This is a genomic window from Micromonospora sp. CNZ303, from assembly GCF_004345505.1.
Genome location: NZ_SLVT01000008.1, coordinates 16,483 through 33,983 on the forward strand (window position 1 = coordinate 16,483; position 17,501 = coordinate 33,983).

Annotated in this window: 14 protein-coding genes and 1 pseudogene; 8 read left to right on the forward strand and 7 right to left on the reverse strand. The window is 67.4% G+C overall.

Going from position 1 to position 17,501, the window contains the following annotated elements:
• Positions 1-116: 116 nt before the first annotated feature.
• From EV374_RS14660 to EV374_RS14685, 6 genes and pseudogenes are all read left to right on the forward strand, one after another.
• Positions 117-2,147 (forward strand): NACHT N-terminal Helical domain 1-containing protein, encoded by a 2,031-nt coding sequence (locus tag EV374_RS14660; protein ID WP_132235620.1) that lies wholly within the window; start codon positions 117-119, stop codon positions 2,145-2,147.
• Positions 2,131-4,437 carry an NACHT N-terminal Helical domain 1-containing protein gene (locus EV374_RS14665; RefSeq protein WP_132235622.1) on the forward strand — a complete coding sequence of 769 codons (2,307 nt, stop codon included), beginning with the start codon at positions 2,131-2,133 and terminating at the stop codon, positions 4,435-4,437. Before EV374_RS14660 ends, EV374_RS14665 begins: the two co-directional genes overlap by 17 nt.
• Before the next feature lie 202 nt (positions 4,438-4,639).
• Positions 4,640-4,948, forward strand: coding sequence for a transposase (locus EV374_RS33415; RefSeq protein ID WP_486485757.1), 309 nt, complete (start codon positions 4,640-4,642; stop codon positions 4,946-4,948).
• Positions 4,945-5,676: a DDE-type integrase/transposase/recombinase gene (locus EV374_RS32550; RefSeq protein WP_165947790.1), complete on the forward strand. Its 732-nt coding sequence runs from the start codon at positions 4,945-4,947 to the stop codon at positions 5,674-5,676. The genes EV374_RS33415 and EV374_RS32550 overlap by 4 nt, the downstream gene beginning before the upstream one ends.
• A complete protein-coding gene (locus EV374_RS14680; protein WP_165947791.1) occupies positions 5,571-6,962 on the forward strand; it encodes an IS30 family transposase in 1,392 nt (463 codons plus the stop codon). The genes EV374_RS32550 and EV374_RS14680 overlap by 106 nt, the downstream gene beginning before the upstream one ends.
• A gap of 7 nt (positions 6,963-6,969) precedes the next feature.
• Positions 6,970-7,261 (forward strand): annotated as a pseudogene (locus tag EV374_RS14685) (integrase core domain-containing protein); the annotation flags it as partial.
• Between the two features lie 621 nt (positions 7,262-7,882).
• On the opposite strand, the gene EV374_RS14690 reads toward EV374_RS14685, so the two are convergent.
• From EV374_RS14690 to EV374_RS14705, 4 genes are all read right to left on the reverse strand, one after another.
• A complete protein-coding gene (locus EV374_RS14690) occupies positions 7,883-8,449 on the reverse strand; it encodes a hypothetical protein (RefSeq protein WP_132235624.1) in 567 nt (188 codons plus the stop codon).
• Positions 8,450-8,682: 233 nt separating this feature from the next.
• Positions 8,683-9,618, reverse strand: a complete 936-nt coding sequence (locus tag EV374_RS14695) for an AbiTii domain-containing protein (protein ID WP_132235626.1) — start codon at positions 9,616-9,618, stop codon at positions 8,683-8,685.
• 107 nt (positions 9,619-9,725) lie between these two features.
• A complete protein-coding gene (locus EV374_RS14700; protein WP_132235628.1) occupies positions 9,726-9,962 on the reverse strand; it encodes a hypothetical protein in 237 nt (78 codons plus the stop codon).
• Between the two features lie 282 nt (positions 9,963-10,244).
• The gene (locus EV374_RS14705; RefSeq protein WP_132235630.1) at positions 10,245-10,775 is read right to left on the reverse strand and encodes a HEPN domain-containing protein; all 531 of its coding nucleotides are present in this window, start codon (positions 10,773-10,775) and stop codon (positions 10,245-10,247) included.
• An 85-nt stretch (positions 10,776-10,860) separates the two neighbouring features.
• Between EV374_RS14705 and EV374_RS14710 the strand changes: the two genes are divergently transcribed.
• Positions 10,861-11,316, forward strand: coding sequence for a hypothetical protein (locus tag EV374_RS14710; RefSeq protein WP_132235632.1), 456 nt, complete (start codon positions 10,861-10,863; stop codon positions 11,314-11,316).
• 402 nt (positions 11,317-11,718) lie between these two features.
• Positions 11,719-12,204, forward strand: coding sequence for a hypothetical protein (locus EV374_RS14715; RefSeq protein ID WP_132235634.1), 486 nt, complete (start codon positions 11,719-11,721; stop codon positions 12,202-12,204).
• 651 nt (positions 12,205-12,855) lie between these two features.
• Here the strand turns inward: EV374_RS14715 and EV374_RS14720 are convergent.
• The 3 genes from EV374_RS14720 to EV374_RS14725 all read right to left on the reverse strand — a co-directional run bounded on the left by EV374_RS14720 (position 12,856) and on the right by EV374_RS14725 (position 17,424).
• Positions 12,856-13,107: a putative phage holin gene (locus EV374_RS14720; RefSeq protein WP_132235636.1), complete on the reverse strand. Its 252-nt coding sequence runs from the start codon at positions 13,105-13,107 to the stop codon at positions 12,856-12,858.
• A 49-nt stretch (positions 13,108-13,156) separates the two neighbouring features.
• Positions 13,157-13,363: a DUF7620 family protein gene (locus EV374_RS33420; RefSeq protein ID WP_486485758.1), complete on the reverse strand. Its 207-nt coding sequence runs from the start codon at positions 13,361-13,363 to the stop codon at positions 13,157-13,159.
• Between the two features lie 287 nt (positions 13,364-13,650).
• Complete coding sequence (locus tag EV374_RS14725; RefSeq protein ID WP_132235638.1) at positions 13,651-17,424, reverse strand: AAA family ATPase; 3,774 nt, start codon at positions 17,422-17,424, stop codon at positions 13,651-13,653.
• Positions 17,425-17,501 lie beyond the last annotated feature (77 nt).

Consider the following 17,501-nt stretch of genomic DNA (forward strand, 5'->3'; position numbering starts at 1 on the left):
GGCCGTTAGGCTACTTGTGGCCGGTCGTGGGCGGTACGTAGCCTGTCGGTTCTACTCCTGTTAGGACATTGCCCGTGGCGCTACGGCGAGCGACTGATGAGGCGACGCTGAAGGTCATGGCTATTGTGGCCAAGTCGCTAGCCGCCTTCCTGGGGCCGGTGGGCACACCGATCGGCGAGAGTGCTGGCGAGTTCATCATGTCCCGGCGCAGACCCGACCCGCCAGCGAGGCGGCTCCAGCGACAGCTCGAAGACATTGCTGACAACATCACGACGAACGTGTTGCAGCCGCACGAGTTCACCGCTATCCGGGACGAGGATCTCGCTGGGGCGGTCACCGCGGTCGGGCTGACCCTCGATGTCGTGCCGGTCGATTCGGACGTGATCAAGAGAAGCTCGTTCTCGGCCGACAGGCTCTATGACCTATGGCGGGCCGGAGACCCTGATCGCACTGCTGATCTTGGTGATGCGGCGTCGGCGTATGAGCAGATGCTGCGCTCGATGAGTCGCCAGTTCATCGAGGTGCTGCGGCATTCAGACGCGGCACAGGGCCTTGCGATCGCCGACTTGTTCGAGCAACTCCGGGAGCTCACCGCCGAAATCGACCGCCCGGTGCGCCTCGCCACGAACCTCGCCGACGTCAGCGGCCAGCAGTACCGTCCGATCTTCCGCGATCGTGCTGGTTTGAGGCTGGGCTGGATTCGGTTTGCGGCCCCACCCCTGCCTGCCGCACCGACGGTCTACCGGATGAGCCTTGCGGCGGCCTATGTCGAGCCAAGCGCCCGGGTCGAGGACCAGGTGCTGCCCCTGCGGCAGGCGCTGGCCGGGCACCGGCGGATCCTGTTGACGGGTCCGCCGGGCAGCGGGAAGACGACATCGCTGCGGAAATTACTGCTCGATGCGCTGCCGGTGACTGCCGATGGTGCAGTGCCGGGTTGGGGTTCTCCGGTGCCACTGTTTCTCGATCTTCAGGGCGAGAACGGCTTTCCGTCTCTCGACACGGTGCCCGCGCGGATGAACCCGTCGATGGCACCGAGTCCGCCCGGCTGGCCTGACCAACTCGCGGCCGCTGGCGACGCGGCCATCCTCATCGACTGCCTCGAGTCGCTGCTCTGCCAGCACGGCGAGGCCGCATTCCACATCGAGGCGCTCAGAGACATTGTCAGCGCGGCAGGCCAGTCCATCGTGGTCATGACCGCTCGTGAAGATACCTTCGATGCGGCCTGGCCTGCCTGTAACGGCTTCACCACCGTACGGCTGGAGCCCTTGACGGCTGCCCAAGCCGCGCTGGCCTCCCAGCGATGGTTTGACGCGATGGCGGGAGAGATGTCCGCCGTCGACCAGATGGCATACGTGGTGGACCGTGGCGCCGAGTTCGCGGCCAGCCTCGCCGTCGTACCCGAGCTCACGGGCTTGATGTGCACCCCGCTGCTGGCCGCCTTAGTTTGCGAGGAGTTCCTGTCCTGCGGTCACCAATTACCGGACGACATTGTCCCGCTCATCGATGGTGTACTCGTCCGCCTCGCCGACCGCGACGCGCGATCCTGCCCCGAGCCGCAGCCGAGCGCAGACGAGGTCCGGCGTGCTCACCGGGAGGTCGCCATCTGGGCGTCGGACAACGGCGAGCCGTTTCCCCGCAGGCTTCTCGCATCGTTCTTCGACGACTTCGCCCCGGACGGTCGGCCGAGCATCGACGAGGTGGTCAACTACCACTCGATCCTGCGTTCCCACGGCGACCAGCTCAGCTTCATCGCACCGGCCCTGCGCGACCAACTCGCCGGTGCTGGGCTGGCCGCGAAGTCATACTTCGGTGCCTTATTGCGGGAGGCTCACTCGATCGAGCGTGCGGGTTTAGTCGCTGCGGCGATTGGCCGCCTCCGGCCAGACGAGGTCGCCGCCGAACTCGTCACCGCTCTGTTGGCTGAGGCGGATACGGTGCCGCGCAGGAGTCCGATGCGGCGGGCGCTCATTCGGGCGGCGGCGCTCGGGGCCGGATCGGCGCGCGGCATCGATCCTGCTCTACGCCGTAGGGCGAGGGCGGCCGACCGCCGCTTTCGCCAGCGAGGCGCAGCCCCGGCAAGGGCGAAGCAGGGCGGCAAGATGGTGGGGCACGGAGAGGGGGGAATGCGCCATGGGAGCGAATCTTGAAGCGCTTGTCGCGCTGCTCGGTTCGAATGTCGTCCGGCAGGCGGTGACTGTCTGGCTGGGCCTCCAAGCCCGGCCGGGTGAGACCACGCGGGAGCTGATCGAAAACCAGGTCGCAGGCCCGCTGGATAGCAGCCGGGTGCTGCGCCAGCTCTCCGGCATCGAAGATGCCGTCCTCGCTCGCCTCGTCGCCGACGCCGACGCCGACGCCGACGCCGACGATGCCCCCGTGACTGAGGACGACCGCGAGGCGGCGATCCGTGCGGTGGTGAACGCCTTCGAGGACGCCGAGCTAACTGAGGATGACCTTCGCCGCGTCGCCTTCGACCCGGCCGCCGTGGCCACGCTAGTGCAGCAGCGCACCCGCAGGACACCGGACGACTTGTCGCCGGCCACGCGCAGCATGTACCGATCGATGATCGACGCAACGGCTGCGGTCTTCGTCGCGGTCGTTTCCACCGTGCCGCCGAGCGAAGGGCGCAGCCTGTTCCACCTACTCCGACGCGACAGCCGGCTCGAGGAGACGCTGCATGATCTCTTGACCCGGCTACCGGCCCGGCCCCGGGACAACTCCGACGCCGCCGAGAAGCAGTACCGCACCTACCTAGCCGAGTCTCTCGACCGGGTCGAGCTAGTGGGGTTCCCTGCGGTGGAACGGGCCGGGCGGAGCCAACTCATCGCCACATTCACCAGACCTGACGTACGCCTGCGCTCGACGCCGATCCCCCTGGACTGGGCGCTCGCGGACAATCAACGACTGTTCCTGCACGGCCCGGCCGGCTCGGGCAAGACCAGCATCCTTAAGTGGCTGGCGATCATCGTCGCCCGCGACCAGGCGGACGGACTACTCAGTTCCTTCTCCGGTCTGCTCCCGCTCTACGTCACCGCACGCCAACTGTTCTCCACCGATTACCCACCGGACCCGTCGGCAAGCCTGGCCGAACTGGCATTCTCCCCGTCCTCGGCCCTACTCATCACCGACCAGATCCGTGAACGTGCCGATGCCGGCACCCTGCTGCTCCTTGTCGATGGCTTGGACGAGACCCATACCGCCCAGCGAGGGCTCGCCTTGCGTTGGCTCGACAGCCTGGTGCGAAGCCATCCCGACTGCCGGTACGTGGTCACGTCGCGCAGCGCTATCCCCGAGGAGTTGCTCCCAGCCGGCTTCGCCTCGGCCCAGATACTGCCCCTCAACCGCGATGGCGTAATGCGGCTGACCCGCCAATGGCTCGGTGCCCTGACCGAAGACAAGCCATCCCCGGCCGTGACTGCGCGCGCCCGGCGCCTCATCACCTTCATCGATGGCGATAGCCGGCTCGGCGAGCTGGCGTCTAGTCCGCTTATGTGCTCTCTGACCTGCGCGCTGTACCAGGAGCGAGGGCTATCGGCGCTACGCGGCCCTAGTATCCATGAAGCGTTCGTAGAGATGTTCGCGTTTCGGCGTGACCGCGAACGCGCCATTAGAGACAGCGGTCGATGGTCGTACCGGGCTACGCTGGACCTGCTGAAGGCATTGGCCGCCGAAATGCTGTTTCGGGGCAGTGAGGAACTGACCCGCCATGATGCGGTGAAGGCTCTGAGTCGACGGAAGAGCACCACCGAACCGGCAGCTGAAGCATACGATTACCTGGTCGCCCGAAGCGGACTGCTGACCGAGCCGATACCCGGCCGGGTCAGCTTCGTGCATCGAACCTTCCGCGAATACCTTTGTGCCCGCGAGATACTCGACCACCATCAGTTCGAATGGGCCGTCCGGAACGCCCACGACCCTGCATGGCGGGAGGTTCTTACCACCGTCGCAGCGCTCGCTGATCATCGGGAGGCCGACCAGCTCGTTACGCTGCTGCTGCGGCGCTACCGCGATGAGCCGGTCCGACGGCCGCTGATCGGCCCGCTCGCGCAGGGCTGTCTGGCCAGCGTGCACTGGCTCAGCCCGGACATCCGCCGCGAGGCCGACAAAGTGTGGCGGGATATCCCGCCGATCGCTGGGGCGCATGGGGCGCTCACGGTGGAAACGAGCCACCCAGCGGATGGCAAAGCCCTGGCAAAGTGGTTGAGGACGGAGCCCGCGGCACGCTTTGGGGAACCAGTCTCAATCACCGACGGCCAAGAGACACCGGCCGGCTACCAATTTCAGGTTGTCGGCCGGTCCGGTCTACGCCCCGCCGACGTGGTGCAAGCCGTCATCGACTGGGCACGCACCCATCCCATGCCCCGTCAGCCTTTCTTGACAATCAGCGATAACGCCGGGACCGAGATCCTCATTCAACCGAGATCCTCTCAGGACAGCTGACCCGGCAGCTTGGGATGGTGCACCGTTAACCCCATTGCATCGATCCGGGTGCGCCCCGCATCCTCATATGCGGGCCGACAGCGGTACAGGGGACCCCAAAGAGACGTCTCGCAACTCGGGGCAGCCTGGGCGAGGGGTCTGCTGCACCGATAGGTGACATCTGAGATGGCTTGCCCTGTGGGCGGGCTGGAAGGATGTCGCTGTGCCCAAGCCTTACCCCCGAGAGTTCCGTGATGACGTGGTGCGTGTCGCTCGTGACCGTGAGGCGGGAGTGACGGTCGAGCAGGTCGCGAAGGACTTCGGGGTGCACCCGATGACGTTGTTCAAGTGGCTGCGTCAGGCCGACGTCGACGCCGGCGTCACGCCCGGGACGGCCGGCAGTGAGTCGGTCGAGCTGCGGGAGGCGTGTAAGCGGATCAGGTTGTTGGAGCAGGAGAACGAGGTCCTGCGCCGGGCCGCTGCCTACTTGTCGCAGGCGCATCTGCCGGGTAAAGGCTCTACCCGCTCGTGAGCGAGCTGGCCGCCGATGGGATCGCCGTGGCGGTGACGTGCCGGGTGTTGAAGATCGCTCGTCAGCCCTACTACCGGTGGCTGGCCCGACCGGTCACCAGCGCCGACCTGGTGGTGGCGTATCGGGCCAACGCGTTGTTCGACGCCCATCGTGATGATCCGGAGTTCGGCTACCGGTTCCTGGTCGACGAGGCCCGCGACGTCGGGCAGCCGATGGCCGATCGGACCGCGTGGCGGATCTGCTCCGGTAACGGCTGGTGGAGCACGTTCGGCAAGCGCAAGCGTCGCGGCAAGGGCGGCAAGCCAGGCCCACCGGTGCACGACGATCTCGTGCGCCGGGACTTCACCGCCGACGGCCCGAACCGACTGTGGCTGGCCGACATCACCGAGCACCACACCGCCGAGGGCAAGCTCTACCTGTGCGCGATCAAGGACGTCTGGTCCCACCGGATCGTCGGCTACTCGATCGATTCGCGGATGAAGTCCCGCCTGGCCGTCGCCGCGCTGGACAGCGCGGCCGCCAGACGCGCCGGCCTGGCCGGTTGCATCCTGCACACCGACCGCGGATCCCAAGGCGGACTCAACCGGTCGTCGCAACACCTCGTGGTCGTGGAGGTGTTCGAATGGTGCGTCGTCAGCAGCAGGCGGATCGGGCATTGCGTCCGGCGATGCGTTCGCCGGGCCGGCCGATGCCGGCGCGGCATGTGGAGCGCGCCTTCTGGCGCCTGATTGCGCAGGGCAAGCGCACCGAGGAGGCGGCGCGCGATCTCGGTGTGTCGACGCCCGTTGCGGTGCGCTGGTTTCGGCACGCTGGCGGCATGCCGCCGTTGAGCCTGGCCGAGCCCACCAGCCGCTACCTGTCCTTCTTCGAGCGCGAGGAGATCGCGCTACTCAGAGCGCAGGGCCAGGGTGTCCGCGCGATCGCCCGGCAGCTCCATCGAGACCCCGGCACGATCTCGCGGGAGCTGCGGCGCAACGCCGCCACCCGTGCCGGCAAGCGGGAGTACCGGGCAGGCGTCGCACAGTGGAAGGCGCAGATCGCGGCGCGACGCCCGAAGCGGGTGAAGTTGGCGGGCAACCCGCGGCTATGCGAGTACGTCCAAGCGCGGCTGAGCGGGCAGTTGCAGCGTCCTGACGGGACCGTTGCCGCTGGCCCGTCGACGACTTGGAAAGGGCTGAACAAGCCGCACCGCGCCGACCGGCGCTGGGCCACGGCCTGGAGCCCGGAACAGATCAGCCGGCGGCTGGTCGTCGACTTCCCCGACGATGAGGACATGCGCGTCAGCCACGAGGCGATCTACCAGGCGCTCTACATTCAAGGACGTGGCGCGCTCCAGCGTGAGCTGGTCGCCTGCTTGCGCACCGGCCGGGCACTGCGCAAGCCCCGGGAACGGTCCCGGAACAGGCCGCAGGGTCACGTCACCGCCGATGTCGTGCTCAGTGAACGGCCTGCCGAGGCCACTGACCGTGCGGTGCCTGGGCACTGGGAGGGCGATCTGATCATCGGTTTGAACCGGTCGGCGATCGGCACCGTCGTGGAGCGCAGCAGCCGCTACACGCTCCTGGTCCACCTGCCCCGCCTCGAGGGCTACGGAACCGTCCCACCTGTCAAGAACGGGCCCGCCCTGGGCGGCTACGACGCCATCGCGATGAAAGACGCCCTCAGCTCGACGATGACGACGATGCCGGCCGAGCTGCTACGGTCGCTGACCTGGGACCGGGGCAAGGAGCTCTCCGCACACGCCCAATTCAAGATCGAAACCGGCATGGCGGTCTACTTCGCCGACCCCCACTCGCCCTGGCAGCGCGGCACGAACGAGAACACCAACGGCCTGCTACGCCAGTACTTCCCCAAGGGCACCGACCTGTCCCGCTGGAGCCTCAATGACCTCCTCGCCGTCCAGGCCGCCATCAACAGCAGGCCCCGCAAGGTCCTCGGCTGGAAGACACCCGCCGAGGCCCTCGACGAGCACCTACGATTGCTGCACAGCAGCGGTGTTGCAACGACCGGTTGAACCCGGGCAATTCCGGTCCAGGAAGTTCGTCCGAGCCTCAACCGCCAGCGGATGGCCGGATCGATGGGCCGCGTCGGCGCAGCCGGCGACAACGCCGCCATGGGGAGTCCTTCTTCGGCCTCCTGCAGAACAACGTGCTGAACCGACGATCGTGGGTCACCCGCCAGCAACTACGGATCGCGATCGTGACCTGGATCGAACGGACCTACCACCGCCGCCGACGTCAGCGGTCGCTGTCCCGGTTGACCCCCGTTGAATTCGAGACCATCATGCACCCACCGGCCAGTCAGGCCGCGTGACTACACCTGTCACCTGCCGGTGCAGCAGACCCAAATCCGCGCCGCCTGGGTCGCTCTGCTCGGCCGAACCGACCAGCCCGCCACGGCCGAACCGGCCGAGCCCGCCGAACCGGCAGAGCCAGGCAGCCGCTGCACCGACCTGCTCGACCAGGTGGCCGCTGCCCGCGCACGATTGACCGGCGGCGCAGCGTGGGCGGTACGCCGCTGGTCCGGCCTCACCTCGGCCGGCCCTCGCCGCCGGCCGAGGTGCCGGCCGAACCGGCCGAGGTTGAGCAGCCCACCTCGGCCACCGTCGGCCCGGCTGGCCCGGGATCGGCCGAGGTGGCTCAGCTGCCCATCCCCGGAGTGCCAGCCGACCCGGTCGAGCCGCCGGCCGAGGCTGACGCGGCCGAGCCGGGCCGCGCCAGCCGAGGACCGGGCCGGCCGGTCGACAGCGCGCGGCTGGCTAAGGAGTACGACCGGCTCACTCAGCAGTTCGGCCGACGGCCGTCCGGGTTGAAGCTGGCGCGGGCGGCTGGCTGCGGGCTGACGACCGCCAAGGACTGGATGCGGCAGCACCGGCCGAGGTCCGTGTAGGAAGAGGCGGCCGGGCCCGTCCGAGCTCGGCCACGAAGTTTTGCCCTACGTGATGTCGAGCCTGATGGTGTCGGGCCTGGCCGCCGCCTCTTCCGCAGCCGGGTACGAAACCGTGGTCGCCGATATCCCGCCATCGCTGGTCACCTGCCATGCCTGACCGCTGTGGTCGAGATAGCAGGCCGTCACGTGACAGATCATCGGGATGGGCGCCTCTGGAAGCCGGGGCCCCTGCCTGAGGCGCCGGGAGATTCGCTCCACCCCAGCGGGCCCGATCACAGTGAGCCGCGGCAGGAGCAGGTATCCCAGGTCGGCGGGCAGCGCGACGATGAGCGCCACGTTCCGAATCGGGAGCCCTCCGAAGTTGTGCAGATGAAGGTCGAACCCGTAAACGTGCATCGCTTCGGCGGGCCCAACACTACCGAAGTGAGCTGAGGTGACGACCATTGACCGGGGTACAGCCAGCTTGGCTTCTGCCCGTTCCTCGGCGAGTTGGCTCTCTGCCGCGCTGGCCCGCTTCCGCTCATGGAGCAGCAGAGCGGCAGCAGCACCTGCGGCGGCCAGGCCGGCGAACACGCCAGCGAGGCTGCCCCACGCCTGCATCCAGTCAGTCACCTTTGGTTGCTCCTCACCAGCCGGAGCTCGGTAGGCCAGCGAGATGGCGATGGGAGACAGAAGCAGGGCAAGCGCGCAGCCGATCCCGCAGCCGATCAGGAGGCGTCGGGTGGTCCGATCTGGAGTTACGCCGTGCCACGGTAGCGGCCGAGAGCGAGTCGGTAAATTCCGCCCACGGACACGACGAAGCGCCCCGCCGGCACAAGGCCGGCGGGGCGCTCAAGGCTTGCCGGTTAGCCGAACGCGCCGTTGAGCGCCAAATCGGTGACGGCCTGAACAGCCTTGCCAGTGACATCGGACAGTGCTGCATCCCCGAACTTGCTCACGATGGCACGCAGCCTGCCGCCGCTCTTCACCACCTCACCGGTGTCCGGCTCATCGCTCTCAACGGCCGTGCGGAGTTCGGCGACGGCATCGAGGATCTCAGCGCGATTGGTCTCCGCCACGCGGGCTGCCACCTCCTGCACCTTGTCGAGGAGCTGAAGCGCGTCCTTGACGGACATGCCCCCTGTACTCGCCTGCGCCTGAGAGCCGATGGCCACAGGACCGCTGGCTCCGTGAATCGTCGTGTTGTAGATGTCTCCGAGGCGGTGGCTCACAGCGGCATCGACCTGATCCTTCTGCGGCAGCTCGGACAGCGGTGTATCGATGGTCAAGTCCGCGACGAGATCCACGAGCTTGGTGCGGATCTGGCCGAGTATGCCCGCGAGCGTCGAGCCAGAAATGACGAAGCGCAGGTTCATGACGCTTTCGAACTCGTCGAGTTGTCCGTTCCAGACGCTCTGGGCGTAGGCCAGACCGGGTGTCCCGAGGTTCAGATGTGCCTGTTCGGCAAGCTGCTGCAACTCCTCAATCGGCTGCCGGAATGAGAGTTTCTCCGGCAAGTACTCACCAGCGCCGTCCGGCAAAAGGCGGTGATCGATGGTCTGCCCTTTGGCCACAAGCGAGCCCCCGATCGAGTCGTATGCGATCGGAGGGTTGGGAATGCTGCGGTAATCCGGGATTTCGTCGCCGGCGTCGTACCCGTTGAGTTCCTTGCGCGCCCAGTCGCGCAGCGTCTCGGAGCCAGTCTCGGCGCCGAGCATCAGGCACTTCCGGAGCAACCCTGCGAGCGGCGCCGATTCATCGAGGAGTCGCTCGCGCAGCGAGTGGAGCAAGGTGTTGGTCACCTGCTAGAGGTTAGAAAGCTGGATCAACCAGTGTGCATCCGGGCCGGACGAAGCGCCCCCGCTCGGCCGGATGGAGTTGAGCAGGGGCGTCGCCGCAGATACGACGGTCAGGCCACCGGGACCAGCACGCCCGGCCCACACACGCCGAGGAACAACAGCCCCAGGACGCCAGCCACGATCGCCATCTGAGCGGTCGTCCAGGCCGGCTTGACCACCACGCCCGTCGGCGTCGGCGAGATCGTGGCGGCGATCTTCCAGTCCCGCTGCACGTAGACGCGGTTCGGGCCGCTGCGGGCGGTCGGGCGGAACCCTGCGGCGGCCGCCGCCGCCACCGCTTCGTCCACCGACGTCTGCCAGGCCCGGGCGTATACCTTGCCGGCGGCGGAGAACGGGCTGCCGGCCGTCCCGTGGGGCGGCGGGTGTGGCGGTCATCGGTGAGCGCTCCTGGGGTGGCTCCGGGGGAGGTCAAGCGCTGACTGTAGGTGTGCGGGTCGATCCGGGCAACGGCCCGTGCGGACCGGTTTCGGACACGGAAGAGTGCCCGATCCGGCTGCTGGAGTGACCTGGACACGACGAATCGCCCCTACGAGCGTGAGGCAGTGGGGATGGTCGGAGCCCGACTCCGCCTACGGGGAGGTGAGCTGTCCGGCTTTTTCTGCGGTGCCAACGCGCGCTGCGAGTCTGCGCTGGACGTAGCCGTAGAGCCGGTCCACGTGCTCGCGAAGCAACGTCGGATCGGCGCAGCAAACGGTAGCCAGGGAAGGCTGCCCATTCCGAGTGGTCGGATACCGGCCCTGGTCTCCTTCGGCGTCGAAGGAATCCAGATCGCGGATGAACGCCACCAGCAGGTCCTGCTCCGTGCCACCGATGACCAACTCGTCACCGCAGGCTGCGAGGCTGTTAAGGAGCCGACCCAGCTTATGCGTATGGGGGTAACCCGGCCCGTGTAGCGCTTTCAAAACCAGTTCGGCGAGCTGACGAGCGAGGAAGAACGCCGGCTGTGCGGCACGGCTGTCGATGGCGGCAACAGCGGCCCAGTGGAACTCGCGCAGCGTGTCCTCGACGGGGTTATCGCAGTGCGTTCGTGACAGGCACAGCGCGTCCGGGCTGTTGTGGTCGTCGGTCTCCATGGTGCCGAACGGGCTCTGATACCTCATAGTCGAATATTGTCGCGGGCTGAGCCTCCGTCGGCCATCCGTTTGTGGAGCTCCCCTGTGGCCGACAACCGGTACGGTGCTCGTCATGCGTTTCACCGCCCACCTCACCGCCGCCCTGTTGCTGGCCACCACGGCGCTGGCCGGCTGCTCCAGCGACCCCGAGCCAGCGCCCGCCCCAGCTGCGGCCAGCGCGCCGGCCGCCCGGACCGTCACGGGGACCCTGATGCTCGACGACCCGGACGGATACGCCTGGGGAGCCCAGACCGGCTGCCGCGGCAAGGGCGGCTACAGCGACATCGTCCCCGGTGCGCAGATCGTCGTGACCGACTCGACCGGCGCGACCGTGGGACTGGGGAAGCTGGGCGACGGGATTCTGGAGACTGGCCCGGGCGCGACCATCCCCGACGGCTGCAAGTTCGTCTTCACGGTTGCCGACGTGCCGACCGGGAAGGGTTTCTACGGCGTCAGCATCTCGGAGCGCGGCAAGGTGCAGTACCCGGAGGCTCAGCTGTTCGGGGCGCTCGCGCTGACGCTCGGCTGACTGTGAGCATGGCGGGGTCGGCTCGGTAGTGGTGAGCTGATAGCCGGCAGTGGCAGGCGTGACCCTTCGCCTGACTGGTCTCGTGCCTTTGCGGGGACTTGTCCGTCTGCTGCTGCCGGCGCAGGCCCGGTGGGAGACGTTTGGCCTGATCAGGAGCTTGACCGCCAGTTAGCGGCTGCGTGTCTCATCACAGTCCTGCCATTGCTGAGCCGGGACCGGCATCCTCGGCATCACCGCCGGCATCACCGCCGGCATCACCGCCGGCATCACCGCCGGCATCATCGCGGTCGTCGCCGCATCTGCCGAGTCCTGTGAAACGTACAGATTCGTCGGTGCCGAATTCGTTTGTAGGCCGGTCTGTTGCACGGTGGTCCGCTGGCGACGGTCCGACACACTTCGCTCATGGGATCAACGACTGCGCCAACCTGGTTGGTTCTGCTCGCGCCTGTCGCGGCCATCGCTGCTGCTGCGATTGCTGCCTGGACATCTCGGCTCGGGTGGCGCGCTGAGCGTCGGCGGGAACATCAGCGTTGGACTAGGGAGCAGCGCACCGACGCATACCTACGTTTCCTCGACACCGCCAACGACATGCTATGGATCGCGCGCGCCAGAAAGCTCCAGAACGCCGCGTGGGCTCCCGAGGTTGAGTGGCTGGAGCCCCTGGACAAGGCCCTTTTGAGAGTCCAGGTATTCGGCTCGACGTCGGTGGCGAAGCAGGCGCAGGTCGCCGTTACCGCGTTCGCCGGGGGAATCTCTGTGGCGACCAGCGACGACGACGAACCGGCGCCGGACTTGAAGGCGCTGAATGACCTAGTTCGTAGGATTCGCGTCGACCTTGTGGACGAGAACGGATGCGATCACGTGCGTGGAGGTTCTCGCCCCTGGTAGACCTGGAGATAACAAGTGGCCCCGCCCTCCCACCGGAGAGAGCGGGCCGCTCGCATGTTGGTCGGCGCCGGACCGGGACGTCACCGGCGGCACCGCGCCGTAGATCCTCCTGGCGGCGGGCCAGCAGCCGAGACACGGTCGCCGGCGAGTACACGCGGCCCCGAGCGATCGCCGCCACGACCAGCGGGGCGGCCACGGCCACCACGCCGAGGATCGCAGACTGCGGGTCGTCGCTGATCGGCAGGCCGAACGCGATCAGCAGCGCGATGACGGCGGTCGCCGCCGCGGTGATGGTGCCGACGGTGTACAGCGGCTCGGACGACTCCGTGGCGGGCGTCGGGGTGGACTCGTTCATGGCGGTGTACCTCCTGGGTACGGTCGTTGGACGGCCGGTCTCCCGCAGGTGCGCGAGTCGGCCTGGCTGTGCGCGCCGAACGACCCGGACATGCGCCTGGCCCACGTGAGGCTGGAAGAACGCATGGACGGGTCCGGCTGGGATCTGTATCTCTCCGACCCGGTGTCAGCCCGGTCGCAGCACGCGCGATGGCCCGACGAGGCCGGGGCGCGTGCCGAGCTGGAGCGGGTGTACGCCCAGGGCAGGGAGCGGGGAGCGGGGCGTGTGGCGGGTGCGTCGCCACGTCGGGTACTGAGCTACCGGCGGCCGACGGGCTCCCGGTCGTCGTGCTGGGCGCCGTGCAGCAGCACCGAACGCCACACCACCTGGCCCAACAGCCAGGCGAAGGCGAGCAGGTTGATCTCGTCGCGGCCCGGGTAGTCCGGCCACAGTCGCGCCGTCAGGATCAGCGCGAACAACAGCCCCAGCGTGGCGGTGAACTGCATCAGGTGCCGGCCCGCCGGGGACCGCGACCAGCCCCCGGCCGTGGTCACCTGGTACGCCACCACGAAGTACAGGCGAGCGCGCCCACCCCTGCCAGCACCGTGCCGGCCATTCTCATCTCGACCCCCGTAGTGCTTGCGAAATCATCGGGCCGAAGTGGTTGCGGCGACGCAGCTCGTCGACGCGCTCAGCGATCCGCTCGACCGGCTCGTTGTCGGCTTGCGCCGCAGCGAGGTCCTCGCGCGCCGGCTCCAGGCGGCGCCGGGCGGCAACGGTCTCGTCGGACGGGCCTCCCCGTCGTCGTCTACTCCACCACCGCATCGCCGCCCGCCTCCCGAGCTAGGGACTGGAGCACCTGCACCGACGGGTTACCTGCCGGTGCAGCAGACCCGACCCTACCCGCCGGCCCCCGCGAAGACCGGCCAGCCGCAGAGGCCGGTGACTACCGCATCTCGCTCACGGAGCCACGCTGACCCCGCCGGAGCGGAAGGAACCTGTCTGCCACTTTTGCCGGTGCCGGGATCGGCGTTTGTCGGCCACCTTTGGTCGGTCGCGACGAAGCCGCGGCCCGGCGCGGACGGTGCCTTGGCCTTCGCGCCGGCAGGTTTTCAATCGCAACGGTGACATCCTCGTCTGAACCCTTCGGTTGGCACCAGGCTGAAGATCGAAGTGCCGCTGGCGACGAAAATCCGACCGTCCTGGCCTGCGACGAGGTCGTTCACCACGTCAACCACGTCGATAACGAAGACGTCGTCCTTCTGAACTGTGGTCGCCTGCACCGTGGCATCGTGGCCACCGCTGACTACGACGAGTTCGTTGCCAATATAAGTGGTCGCCAGATGGAACACCTCGCCGTCGTGCTGCATCAGTTTCTCCACCGCAACCCCGGTCAGCGGGTCGACGAGTAGTACCTGCCCGTCGTCGCGGGCGGTGACCACGACATCTCGGCCTTGCAGCGACCCGGTGGTGAGCGCCCACACCGGTCCGGCGGCTTCTGACAGGTCGCTCAGCTGTTTCCCGGTCGTGGCGTCGAAGACGCGACAGGTGAAATCGTCGCCCACGACGGCCACGAAATTGCGCTTCTCCGCCCGCCCTATGGCCACTTCCCGCGCGGAGGAGGGTATCTGGCAGATTTGATCGCCTGTCAAAGCGTTCAGCAGCCGTACGCTTCCATCGTTGGCTCCGACTGCGAGAACGTCTCGGCCGTCGACCGTCCCGAGAGTGAGAGCTGTCACGCAATACCAGTTCTCATCGCTCCAGTCGCCGATCTCCTCGCGCGTCACCGCGTCGAAGATCTGCAAGGCGCCGCCGAAGCCGCCGCAGACGATGACGTCGCGGCCGGAGACGCGACCGGCGGCCATTGACATGTGCGACCGCACGCCTGACAGCGGAGGGCCGACCGGTCGGCCGGTGTCCGCATCGAACATACGCACGCCGTCGCCGGCGGATAGAACCATCGATCGCCCGTCAACGAGCGCCACCGCAACTGCATTCACCTTGGTTTGGTGTCCAATCCGCGGGGTACCGGGGGCGGCCGTTATTCCTAGGTCATGGACGCGCACCATCGCATCGAGGCTGCCGGACACGACCACGTCACGTCCGCCAACCGAACCTACGGCGAGGCTTATCACCGTGTCAGTGTGTCCGCGAATCGTGCCTGCCAAATTTCCGGTGCTGCAGTCGATCAAGTCGATGGCGCCTCCCGTGTCGGCGGCCACCACGAAGACCTGGTCGCCGCCAACGGTGGCGATGCATGTGGTCATCGGGTACTGACCGAGTTCACGGATCCGCTCGCCCGTGACCGGGTCATGCACCTGAATCGGCCCCATGCCGCTGGTGATCACGAGATCGCGGCCGTCCACACGGGTGAACGAAATCGCTGATACGCCGTCTTCGACATCGCAGGCAAGCTCGTTGATGGTCGTGCCGTCGTGGCCATCAAGTAGCACGACACCGCTGTGTGCGGAGTACGCGATCACATCGCGCGTTCCGATGCGACCGATGGCTGCCGCCGCAAAGGTAGGCAGTTCATCTGGCACTTGGTACACGATCCGACCGGACACGGGGTCGTGCACCAGCAGGCCGTTGTTATCCCCAATGACTACCACGTCAAGCTCGCCTATCCGGCCTAGCGCCAGAGGGCCATGACCGCTGACCAGTAGCGAGCTCGATGTCGGGGCGTCGGCGAGGCGGACCTGGCCGCTTCCTGCCGTCACCACGACGTCGCGGCCTCCTACGTTGCCGACCGCGACGGCGTCTACTCCGCCCGGGTGGCCGGGAAGCTCGGCCAGCAGGCAGCCATTGGCCGCGTCGGTAACCTGCACCGCTCCCTTGGCGTCGCCGCTGACAACTACTGTCCGCCCAGCGAACCGTCCGATCGCCACGACCACGCCTTCACCCGTATGTCCGCCGATCACCTGGTGAGGATTGCCGAGGGAGTGTGCCCACCCGACTCGCAAGCGGTCGGTGGCCAGCGACCCCATGGAAGCCTGGAGTTGGGGCAGACCAAGGTGCGCCGCGCTGAGCGCGAAGAGGCGCCCCCGACGTCGCGGAGAGCGCCAGCGTGCATCGGTGGCCTGCCGTAGGACTGCGGCAATGGGTGCAATTTCCGGCGGCAGATTTGCCGGCAGCAGTGACAGCAGGCGGTCGAGGTCGGCCACTGTAAGGAACTTTGGGTCGTTGAGCAGCGCCGGCAGTAGTCCGGCCGCCGCCGCGTGGTCGGCCGTATGACTGCGCCGATAGGTGTCGGCATCTGCCCAGCCCCGTTCGCCGGTCGGGGCCGGAAGCAGCGTTGATAGCAGAGCCCGCTCGTCACGTTGCGGATCGTCTTGCTGGCGGAGCAGTTCGTCGTTAAATGCCTGGTGGAAGAGCCGAATGGTGCGGTCACCATCGTCGGTCTCATGGTGTTCCAGGTACGCCGACGCCGGCGACTGCCGCAGGTCCTGAACATGCATCCGCGTGACCGGATAGCCCAGCGCCTCGGCGAACTCAACCCAACGCCGCTCGTCGATGCCGTCCCCACGGGCGTAGGCCAGCGCCGTCAGGAGGGCTCGCGTCATGGTTTGCTGCGAGGTCGGCACGGCATCGAGGTACTTGGTGATCGCCTCGCCTACTGTCGAGGGGATCGCCATGGGGTTGAATTCCGGGTCGGCCGGGTCGACCGTCTGGTCACGCCAGCCGAGTTCGGTTGCCGCTAATGCTGCTACCAGGTAATTGCTTCCGGCGCGTTCGCCCACGGCCGCTGCAAGCCGTCCGGTAAGCGCCGGATCTACCCGGTAGGAGGACCAGGAGCCGCCTGGCAGGTCCTGAGTGAGCACCGCGGCGGCGAAGGCTCGCAGTCCAGCAGCGTCGAAGTAGGTGTCCGTGTCGAGATCTATCAGATTGCCGCCCGCAGCAGAGCTGGCTCCCAGACTGTAGAGCAGAGTGCCGGGGGCATGACGGTCTCGCCCACCCAGCGGGCGGGTGGCCACGACGATGCGTAGGCGCGGCAACTGGGCCAAGCCAACCAACAGGTCTGCGATCGTCCGACGGTCGGTGTCCGTGGCTGCCTCGTCTAAGGCGTCGACCGCCACCATGAGAGGTGGGCCGTCCTCGCCGTTCAGGGCGTGCAGCAGCTCAGCGCTGCTGTGAACGTCCCGTAGGCCTGCGAGCGGGGCTATCGCTTCGCGGACCTCGACTTCATTGAGGCCGCGAGCGTGCACCGCCGCACCGCGGCTGCCGTGGACTGCTTCTAGTTGCAGCACCGCTCGGCCCAGCAGGGCCGACTTGCCGCTGCCTGGCTGTCCCGTTACCACCAAAGGTCGTCCCGGTGATTGTGCCGCAGTCCACCACGCGCATACCTTCGCCAGCGCGGCGTCACGGCCGCGGAAGAGGTCAGTCCCGGCCAGCCCGCTACGATGCCCACGGGCGCGGTGGGTGAAATGTCCCCGTGCTTCCGCCGATATAACCCATCTGGACGATGCCGCCATCTGCGGCACGTCCACTTGGCTCGGATAGATCGTTCGACGCTTGACCAGCCACGGACCATGCTCCTGCTCGGGCAGTCCACAACCGAACAGGAAGCCTTGCAGCGACCTCTCGGTAACCGTCTTGCCGATGATCAGGTTCGAGGCGGTGCTACGAGAGATCCCCTTTCCCGCCCGGTGGCTGAATCGGGCCACGCTGTCGACGGAACGATGACGCTGGGCCATCAGCCACCGCAGACACTCTCCGAACCGCTTCCGATCCTGCGCCTGATCCAGCAAGGCAGATAGATCTTGCTGGTCCCCTGGACTCACCGCATCCTCCAGCCCCGTCCGCTGCTCCTGGATCTGGTCCAGACAGAACCCGTATGAGATCAGATTATCGGCGCGCACCGACGAGGAGGTCCATCGTCCAACCATGTCCAAGCTTCTTTCCGCTGGATCAATGGACCCCGAGCATGGTCATCAACGACGAGCCTCAGCCGTCGAACACCGCA